Annotated in this window: 11 protein-coding genes and 2 pseudogenes; 8 read left to right on the top strand and 5 right to left on the bottom strand. The window is 54.9% G+C overall.

What is annotated here, in order from left to right; translation table 11 throughout:
* The 3 genes from GH784_RS27255 to GH784_RS26885 all read left to right on the top strand — a co-directional run.
* Nucleotides 1-282 (top strand): sugar phosphate isomerase/epimerase family protein (locus tag GH784_RS27255; RefSeq protein WP_246670507.1); only part of this gene is annotated, 282 nt, incomplete at its 5' end.
* Between the two features lie 113 nt (nucleotides 283-395).
* Nucleotides 396-1,208 (top strand): sugar phosphate isomerase/epimerase family protein, encoded by an 813-nt coding sequence (locus GH784_RS26890; protein ID WP_153794040.1) that lies wholly within the window; start codon nucleotides 396-398, stop codon nucleotides 1,206-1,208.
* 154 nt (nucleotides 1,209-1,362) lie between these two features.
* Entirely contained in the window at nucleotides 1,363-2,154 is a 792-nt protein-coding gene (locus GH784_RS26885) for an SDR family NAD(P)-dependent oxidoreductase (RefSeq protein ID WP_153794039.1), read from the top strand.
* 160 nt (nucleotides 2,155-2,314) lie between these two features.
* On the opposite strand, the gene GH784_RS27780 is transcribed toward GH784_RS26885, so the two are convergent.
* From GH784_RS27780 to GH784_RS26875, 3 genes are read right to left on the bottom strand one after another with little or no spacing between them, the layout of a single operon-like run.
* Nucleotides 2,315-2,629, bottom strand: a complete 315-nt coding sequence (locus tag GH784_RS27780; protein ID WP_458363562.1) for an IclR family transcriptional regulator domain-containing protein — start codon at nucleotides 2,627-2,629, stop codon at nucleotides 2,315-2,317.
* A 58-nt stretch (nucleotides 2,630-2,687) separates the two neighbouring features.
* Nucleotides 2,688-2,948, bottom strand: coding sequence for an IclR family transcriptional regulator domain-containing protein (locus GH784_RS27815; protein ID WP_458363561.1), 261 nt, complete (start codon nucleotides 2,946-2,948; stop codon nucleotides 2,688-2,690).
* A 14-nt stretch (nucleotides 2,949-2,962) separates the two neighbouring features.
* Nucleotides 2,963-3,136: a helix-turn-helix domain-containing protein gene (locus tag GH784_RS26875; RefSeq protein ID WP_153794038.1), complete on the bottom strand. Its 174-nt coding sequence runs from the start codon at nucleotides 3,134-3,136 to the stop codon at nucleotides 2,963-2,965.
* 952 nt (nucleotides 3,137-4,088) lie between these two features.
* Between GH784_RS26875 and GH784_RS26865 the strand changes: the two genes are divergently transcribed.
* From GH784_RS26865 to GH784_RS26850, 5 genes and pseudogenes are all read left to right on the top strand, one after another.
* A complete protein-coding gene (locus GH784_RS26865) occupies nucleotides 4,089-4,883 on the top strand; it encodes an SDR family NAD(P)-dependent oxidoreductase (RefSeq protein WP_210251803.1) in 795 nt (264 codons plus the stop codon).
* 813 nt (nucleotides 4,884-5,696) lie between these two features.
* Nucleotides 5,697-5,970 (top strand): annotated as a pseudogene (locus tag GH784_RS27810) (ISL3 family transposase); the annotation flags it as partial.
* Nucleotides 5,971-6,054: 84 nt separating this feature from the next.
* Nucleotides 6,055-6,411 carry a transposase gene (locus GH784_RS27775; RefSeq protein WP_410170285.1) on the top strand — a complete coding sequence of 119 codons (357 nt, stop codon included), beginning with the start codon at nucleotides 6,055-6,057 and terminating at the stop codon, nucleotides 6,409-6,411.
* A 145-nt stretch (nucleotides 6,412-6,556) separates the two neighbouring features.
* Nucleotides 6,557-6,811, top strand: a complete 255-nt coding sequence (tnpB, locus tag GH784_RS26855; protein ID WP_153794037.1) for an IS66 family insertion sequence element accessory protein TnpB — start codon at nucleotides 6,557-6,559, stop codon at nucleotides 6,809-6,811.
* A 49-nt stretch (nucleotides 6,812-6,860) separates the two neighbouring features.
* Nucleotides 6,861-7,117 (top strand): annotated as a pseudogene (locus GH784_RS26850) (IS66 family transposase); the annotation flags it as partial.
* 203 nt (nucleotides 7,118-7,320) lie between these two features.
* On the opposite strand, the gene GH784_RS26845 reads toward GH784_RS26850, so the two are convergent.
* Together GH784_RS26845 and GH784_RS26840 are read right to left on the bottom strand one after the other, a co-directional pair.
* Nucleotides 7,321-7,782 carry a MarR family winged helix-turn-helix transcriptional regulator gene (locus GH784_RS26845; RefSeq protein WP_153794036.1) on the bottom strand — a complete coding sequence of 154 codons (462 nt, stop codon included), beginning with the start codon at nucleotides 7,780-7,782 and terminating at the stop codon, nucleotides 7,321-7,323.
* A gap of 202 nt (nucleotides 7,783-7,984) precedes the next feature.
* Entirely contained in the window at nucleotides 7,985-8,473 is a 489-nt protein-coding gene (locus tag GH784_RS26840) for a helix-turn-helix transcriptional regulator (protein WP_153794035.1), read from the bottom strand.
* Between the last annotated feature and the right edge of the window lie 53 nt (nucleotides 8,474-8,526).

Here is an 8,526-nt window from a genome sequence, read left to right as displayed (position 1 = left end):
GGCTATGACGTTGCAAATGCGGCCTTTGGACGCGACCCTGCGGTAGACGCGATTTCTCTAATCAAAGAGCACCTCTCAGCAATCTACCTGGCGGATACGCCGCTGAGCGATTTTCGTCATGATCCAGTCGGAGGAGGCGAAGTAAAGTTCGAAGCCGTTGCCGAGGCTTTAAAGCGCATAGGCTATAACGGACCCTCAATTTTTGAAGTTGTTTCATCTGAACCTAACAGCGCGCTTCTGGAAAGCGCAGACTATCTCAACAAACTTCGCTGGCCCCGATGATCGGAACATCTCTTCCGGAACCGGCACCGGCTGACAGTCGCGGGGAGTCCGCGACGAGAATCTACGTATTTCGGAAAAATAGATGTCGCGTTCGACGCGGCTAGGAGGCACCGATGATCATCAATACTTTCTCATACCTTTGGAAGTCCACTGCAATCGAAGCCATCTCAGAACTTGTCCGGCATGGGTTCAAGGTTTTCGAAGTGCCCATCAGTTCTCCACACTGCTGGCCGGTCGAAATGTCGGCGAGTTCGCGCACGGATGCGAGAAAGCAACTGCAGGATCACGGGGCGAGAGTCCGATCGCTCAATGCTGGTGGATACGATATCAACCTAGCCAGCCCCGCTGCCAATATGAGGCGTAAAAGCACAGACCACATCAAGGATGTACTGCAACTGGCAGCCGATTGGGATGTTGCCGACGTTGTGATATCGCCAGGAACACGGCGTCCAATGATCTCCCCCACGATTCCTCAGGCCCTTGGGTGGTTTTCCGAAAGTCTTGACGTGCTTCTGCCGGTCGCCAAGCAAGCGGGCGTGCGGTTGCTTATGGAGAATACCCCATATTGCTTCAGGCCAACGATCGGTGAATTGGTCGATCTTGTAGACAAGATCGGAGATAAGAATCTCAGCATTGTTTATGACGTCGCGAACGCTGCTTACATAGGCGAGGATCCAGTTGCCGCTCTCCTGGAGCATCATTCACACATTGCTCTCGTACATATTTCTGACACGGGTACAGACGTGTGGGGACATGATCCTATAGGCACGGGCATTGTCGATTTTGAAGGTTTAGGGCAAGCAGTGGCCTCAGTGTTCAGTGTTGATGACGTTGTTCTTGAAATCATTCGTGAAGAACAACCCCTTCAGGAAATCAACGATGGAGTTGAGGAACTGAAGAAACGAGGCTGGAGCATCTCCGCGTGACACTTGCTCCATCCTTCGTGTGCTCTGTTATCATCATCACCGACGAGGCTACGCTCGCGCTTGCCCCGATCCTGGATAACATCCATCGAAACCAGACTCCGCAGCAGCGCGGAATTTGGATCCCGTCGACTTCGATCTAGGAGGAGTTAGGCCCATGAGAGTGTTGGTCAGCGGAGGAAGTCGCGGAATTGGCGCGGCGGTTTGTATCCGAATTGCTGAAGCAGCGGCATCGAGAGGAGAGCGTGCTCAGATTGCGGTATGCGGTCATGGGTTGTCTCGACAACAAGAGGACGTTGCCCAAGCCGTGTGCGCGACAGGCGGACAAGCAATCCTGCTGTCGGGAGACTTGGGTGACCCCGAGGTGCCAGCGACGCTGGTCCAGGCTGCAGTGGCAGCATTCGGAGGTCTCGACGGCCTTGTGGCCAATTCTGGGATAACGAGCCCCGGGAGCCTATCCGAATTGTCAGTTGCTGATTGGGATCACATGCTTGCCGTTAACCTTCGGGGTCCTTGGCTGCTTGCGAAAAGCTGCTATCCGCATCTAAAGGAAAAGCGTGGTGCCGTATGTTTCGTCTCCTCGATGTCAGGCCAGCATCCTCACGCTGGATCCGGCGCTTACAGTCCCGCCAAGGCAGGGTTGACCATGTTGGCGCAGACTCTGGCACTGGAGTGGGCACCGGATGGCATACGAGTGAATGTTGTATCGCCAGGCATGACGCGCACCCCCATGACAGAAAAGATGTATGCCGATCCAACGTTGAAGAAAGCGAGAGAAGACCTCATCCCGCTCTCCAGGATCGGAGAGCCCGAGGATATTGCCAACGCCATCGAGTTTTTAATGGGGCCGAATGCGGGATTTGTGACTGGCCAGGATCTCTGCGTGGATGGAGGCTTTTCTAAGTCTATCCTCAGCCATATTCCAGGAAGGCCCACTTCACAGAGCTAGCGTGCACACCGCCTCCGCCGCCCGACCTGTGCGTCTAGCGAGCGCGTTGCACTGTGATCTTCGTCCCAGAGCGCACCTTAGCCGCGGATAGTGGCCTCGCGCAGGGAACGGTGATTAGATTGTCGAGTCGCCACTGTTATTCTTTCAGTACCAAACGAGCTCAGCCGTTTGCGACACTGTCGCGCTTATTGCCATTAGCCAGATTAACGACTTGCCGTGCCGGCCAAAGCTCGGCAATCTCAACAGCTATCGTGTCGAGTACGGGAGCGAACTCTTCCATTCGCTCTCGTGTCAGCCGAGCTGCCGGCCCCGCGATGCTTATAGTTCCGACGGCGACGCGATCCCGCCCTACCAAAATTGCTTGGGCCATCGCACTTGTGCCGAGTTCGCCCTCCTCTATGGACACACCGTAGCCGCGCTTTCGGGTGACCTCAAGCTCGGCTCGAAGGGAGGCCTCGTCGTGAGCTATGGGCATTCCGCTGCCAACCGTAGTTTTGAAGCCTTTGGATTTGACGAGCGCTACGGCCACCTCTTCATCTAACGTCACCAGCCAAGGCCTTACCTACCGAAGTTGAGTGAAGGTCTACCGGATTTCCGAGGTACGGGTCATATCGAAGCGGAGACGAAGATCCCTGCGCTTTCGCGATCCACAGCAATCCGTCACCATGCACGACCGCTAGACGGACCAGTTCTCCAGTATGTCTGGCGAGCCGATCAAGGGAGGGCTGGCAGATATCAGAAGTGCCGGAGGCACTGAGGAAGCGAAGGCCCACCGCTGCGAGCTTCACGGTCATGCAGTAACGTTGGCTCATCTCGTCTTGATCGACAAAGCCCGCTGGGAGAGAGAGTTAAGCAGCCGATGGGCAGCACTTTTGGGTATGTCGAGCTGCTGAGCGATCTCACTCAGTTTCATGCCCGCAGGCTTCTCAGCGAGCAGTTCGATTATTTCCATGACGCGATCGACAAAATCATTAAGTGGCATAAGGTCCTCGAGTGGCGGTGAGACATATAATCATAGTCCACGCTCTTCAGTAATGGCTAGCTGAAGATGGCTGCAGCCTTTAGAAACACCACACGGTCCCCTGCTGACCCGGGAGCGGTCAGATCGCTGACACTATCCCCGGGATTATTCGAATTCGCTGAAAACACTCGTTGAGAGCGTGGCGGCACGGAAGAAGACCCGGCCCTAATCATTTCACTCCTCGCACCATCGCTATCCTGAGAGCCGCCGTCCCGCAACCGTTCCTTTCATGCCCCCGCGCTGCATGATCGGAAACGACACGCGCGCTGTTGCGGGTCGACCGGACATCCGCTGAGACTCTTACGGCAGGCTGTCGCAGCTAAACTGAGCTAGCTATCTTCAGGTGCCAACTCGACCTCTGTTTCACCAAGGAGCGACAGGTCGAACACCTGACAGGACAATCGTGATCGATCCGGGTCGTAGACCTCGCTACCCTCGAGCAGTTCTTTTTCGTCCTCGCTGCGCTCACCGAGCTTAGTGGCAATCTCTGGGTCGAGGTGGACATGACAGGTTGCGCATGCTGCCACGCCCTCGTTGAAATCCTAATCTGACGCTTACAATTGAGTCGCCCGTCCTCGATAGTTTAGGTGGCTCCCCGCCCCTGCAGTGCGGGCCTATGTCGCTGCGTAACCCTCTTGTTCGTGCACATGCTAGGATGCGCCTGACGGTTCCGGCGAGAGGTACGCACGCTCGATAGAGCGTATGGCTCGTTGTCGTCCGGCGGCTACCTGTAGTTCATTTTCATGTCCCGCGTCGGGCCGCAGGCCATCTAAAAAATGAAGGGCCGTTTGTAAGGCTCTAAAGAAGCGCGAACCGCGGGCGCCTTTCCCGCCTCGGAAAATTGAATTATCTAGAATTGTATTGCATTTCAGAAAGTATTTCCATAAATGGAAAGGCGATCAGAAGGAGGCAAATGATGAGAGCACTGGTAAGCGGCGGAAGTCGTGGAATTGGCGCGGCAGTGTGTATCCGCATTGCCGAAACTGCAGCATCAAGAGGTGAACGTGCGCAGATCGCTGTTTGCGGATACGGCGCGTCCGAAGGACAGGATGAAGTTGCAAGCGCGGTACGCGCGTTAGGCAGCGAAGCCATCGTATTGGCTGGCGACCTTGGTGACGTCGAAGTTGCGCCGAGGTTGGTGGAAACAACCGTGTCTGCGTTTGGAGGCTTAGACGCTCTGGTAGCGAATGCGGGTACCGCAAGCCCAGCAAATATCTGTGATCTCTCGGTCGCCGACTGGGACCGAATGTTCCAGGTAAATCTCCGTGGAGCCTGGCTATTAGCCAAACACTCATACCCGCATTTGAAGGAGACCCGAGGCGCAGCATGTTTCACATCTTCAATGTCTGGCCAAATGCCCCATGCGGGTTCGGGCGCGTATAGTCCAACTAAAGCCGCTCTAACAATGCTCGCGCAGACCCTTGCTTTAGAATGGGCACCGGTTGGAATTCGCTCGAATGTAGTGTCCCCGGGAATGACTCACACGCCAATGACTGAAAAGATGTATCAGAATCCAGAGATCAAGAAGGCAAGAGAGGGTTTGATCCCGCTTTCAAGGATCGGCGAGCCACGAGACATCGCCAATGCGATTGAGTTCCTAATCAGCCCGCTTGCGAGTTACATCACCGGACAAGACCTTTGTGTTGACGGTGGGTTCTCAAAGTCAATTCTAAGCCATATTCCGGGGCGTCCGAGTTCAAGGTCCTAGCCCCCTAAACTCGGCAGAAGCTCATCGACGAGCGTATTTAACCGAAGTAGCAAGTCTGCTGTCGCCGCAATAATACCACGCGGTCGATTCTCAATTGTGCGAATCTATCGGTTGTGGCCGCGTGGTATTCAACCCGAGGTGGGCATGAGAAAGATTGCGATCCATCCAGCCGAAAACATCCATAAAACGGCGTGCCGAAGCGCGCATCGATTCTAGATCATCCTTCTCTTCGCCTCGCAATAACGGGCGTACGATCTCCATCTCGATGAAGTCGCGCGTATAATTTTCAAACTCACATACGCGCTGCCACTACCGACCATGCTCCTCAGTTGTTCTGCCAAACAGCGGAACGGCTGGATGTAAAACTCATAATAGCAACGGATACGCAAGTAGCCGTTCCGTCAGTCGTCAGCACCGCCAATTTACCCAGAGGGTTGAGCTTGAGGAATTCTGACGACCGGTCGTCTTATCTTCGAGTGCCGCACGAAGCCGGATGTGGCGCTTTTAGCGGCGCTGCTTTTGAAGAAGCACCGGATTCTGAACGCGTTGGCTTTGAGATTGGTGCCATGTCGAGCTAGCTCTGGCATGAACTGAAGAAGATCTGCATGCGTGTGGTATGCATAGATGTGCGACACGCCCGTGCGGTGCTTTCCGTCCGGATGAGCAAAAGCGACGACACGATGCGCGCGGCTTGGCCGAACCGGTTAGGATGGTGTCGCGAAGTGTTTGTTTAAGCATGGAACATTGGATCTGACTCACACTTGATGATTTCTTCGCCAAGACTGGCGCGGTTATCAGAAAGGTATCAGTACCATGGCAACCAAATTTCGTCTGTCGTCCCTCATCCCGGCCGGATTGATTGTAGATCGTTCCGACGAGAGTAACGGATTATCATTGTCTCAGCGCGAGTTGCAGCGATTTGACGTTCCTTCCAATTATGCAGCCGCATGTCAGGTCGTATTCATAGCCGTTACGTTCGGATAATTGCCGATTTGCCCTGTGCTGGCACCAGGTCCAATTGCGCTTGTCGGCACGGCGCTTCGTTTGTGAGAGAAAAGTCTGCTGTCGTCGAATTTTCGTCGAAAGATTGTAAGCGCGAATTTCGGCGCACCTTCTGAAACGCAACGCTCTGCGGCATGAAGTGTCCACCAAAATAGGTGGACACCAAATCATGGATGAAGATGCTCCTAAACCGCAGGTGCGGCTTGTTGGTCGCGACGGCCGCCGTCGATATGACCCTGCTTCGCGTGATCGGTTCGTCGCAGCGTGTTTAGAACCTGGCGTTTCGGTCTCTCGACTTGCGCGGGAACACGGCGTGAATGCCAATCTCGTTCGCAAGTGGATAAAGAAGGCAATGGAAGAGCGTCCTCTGCCTTCCGGTCTCGGCATTCGTTCCGGTTCAGATTGCTCCAGATATGCCTCCGAATTCTGGCGGCGATTTAGTGACGAAGAGCGTGCCGTTGCGCAAGTCGCATCAGGCGTCCAAGGTGAGTGCGCTCCTGTCGAACGGGATCAGCCCGACCGTTGAGTATGACGATGAGAATGGGCTGGCCGCAATTATAGGAGCGTTGGGTCATGTTCAGACTGGGCGCTGATCTGAAGGTCTACCTGCATCGGGAGTCGATCGACTTCAGGGCTGGCATCAACAGCCTTGCGGTCCTGGTCAGGAGACGATGGCGCTGGACCCGTTTGCCCCTGCGGTGTTTGCCTTCTGCAATCGTCGGCGGGACCGGGTGAAGCTGCTGTTCTTTGATCGGTCGGGCTTTGTCATGGTCCTGAAGAAGTTGACGGAAGACAAGTTCAGGTGGCCACGCCGAGAGTCTGCGGTGTTGACGCTTTCGACCGAGCAGCTCCATTGGATCCTTGACGGCATCGATATTGACGCAATAGTCCGCCATCCGGTGCGGCAATACCAAGTCGCCGGCTGAGGCAGCTTGGTCGGTTGACGCGGAGCGACGGTTCAGATTCAAAACGACTATGGTACGAACTGGCAGTCCCACCGTTGCCGATTTGATGGCGCAGTTGGCAGCACACGCTGCCGAAATCGCCGCGTTGAAGGCGGAGAAGGAAGCGCTTTCTCAGCACGTCGTCGACTTGAGGAGGAGCCGGTGCTTGCACGGCTTCATCGTTTTGCGCCGCGCAGCGAAAAGCATGTTGATCGCCTCTTCGATGAAGCGGAACAGGGTGGCGGTAAGGATGATGCCGACTGCGAAGACAACGATGTCGTCCAAATTGCTGCCAGACTGGGGCAGATGCGGTGACGTCGCGCCTGGTCATAGCCGGTCTCCTTTACAGTGTGGCTTTGCAAACCACTGTGAGACCTGATGCCCGGCTATGCCCACCAGCCTCGCCTGATAAGGGCTATGCAGTCAGTCAAAGCTTCACTCAGCGCATTCTTTTGAAGGTGTTACGGCGAACCGTATAGCTTCGCTCGGGTTTAAGCCAGCGGCAATCGGGTCGCTACGACCGCTGCCATTGTCCTGCGCATTCCTTCCGCTTTCTCTGCACCAAAACTGGCCTCAAAGACTTCTTGCGCCTTTTCCCACGCGGCATATCCGTCACGAACCCGCTGCATGCCCTCTTCGGTTACGCTGACCAGTCGCGATCGCCGATCTTCTGGATCGGAATCGATGCGCAGTAAACCGTCGCGCTCAAGCGGTTTGACGAGATGACCGACAGTCGTGCGATCCATAACCATAGCGTCTGCCAGACTGCCGATCGTCATTGGTCCTTGCCGGGAGAGGTAAAGAAGTGTCGTATATTGTGTGCCGCGCAAGCCGATAGCTGCCATAGCCGCATCGTAGAAACGCGTCATATGACGCGCCGCTTGACGAATTGCGGTGGCGTTGCAGCGGGTTTCGCCGACATGTGGATAGGTGATTTCTTCGATTTCGCGCATCTTCAGCTCCAATAGGTACGTTTACGCATATCAGAACAGCAGCCAGCTCTGTCAATTTTAGTGCTCACATTGCCGAAGAACATTCGAAAATGTCATCTTTGGATCTTAAGCCGCCATAGAATGCTGCAGGTGTAAAACCAGCGTCTTTCATCACTTAATCGAGCGTCACGGCGTCGAGACGTTGGTGCGCGAAACAGGAGTCCTAACGTTCCGCGCGATTTTTGTTGGAACGCTCATGAGTGTTCACTACTTGGATCAGGAAGGTCGGGCCAAGGCTATCGCACTCGTGAAGGCAAGCAGCCGAATTTGGTTCGAACCTTTCTGAAAACCTGGCGCGCGTTTGATAGCAAGTATTGCCAATATCAGAAATGCTGATCGTGGTCGTCTGGAGCAGGATCATTGCATGGTGCATGCGGACGTCAACGAGGATGTCTTCAAAGCGCAGATGCTCTTCAGACAGGCGACGTCTTAAGGTCGCCTCGCTCTTACCGAGTGCTTGGCCTGTCTTTGCAGTAGTCCAGTGATATGACTGATCGCCTCTTAACAATGCAGACAGTTGATCTGCTACGGTAGTGATGGCGCGTTTCTTGAATATATATCCGCGATCTGCCAGAGCGATGAGGATACCAAGCAACCGGTGACGCTGATCCCGATCGCTTGTACTTGTGATGGTAGGTAGAAGGTCGAGCAATGGAACTTTCTACAGGCTCGACGCCCCTTGGGGCGAACTGAGCGAGCGATAAG

The sequence above is a fragment of the Agrobacterium tumefaciens genome (assembly GCF_009649785.1).
Classification (GTDB): Bacteria; Pseudomonadota; Alphaproteobacteria; order Rhizobiales; family Rhizobiaceae; genus Agrobacterium; species Agrobacterium tumefaciens.
Note: the sequence above shows the minus strand (reverse complement) of the source record. Positions and strands in the feature narration are given on the sequence as shown.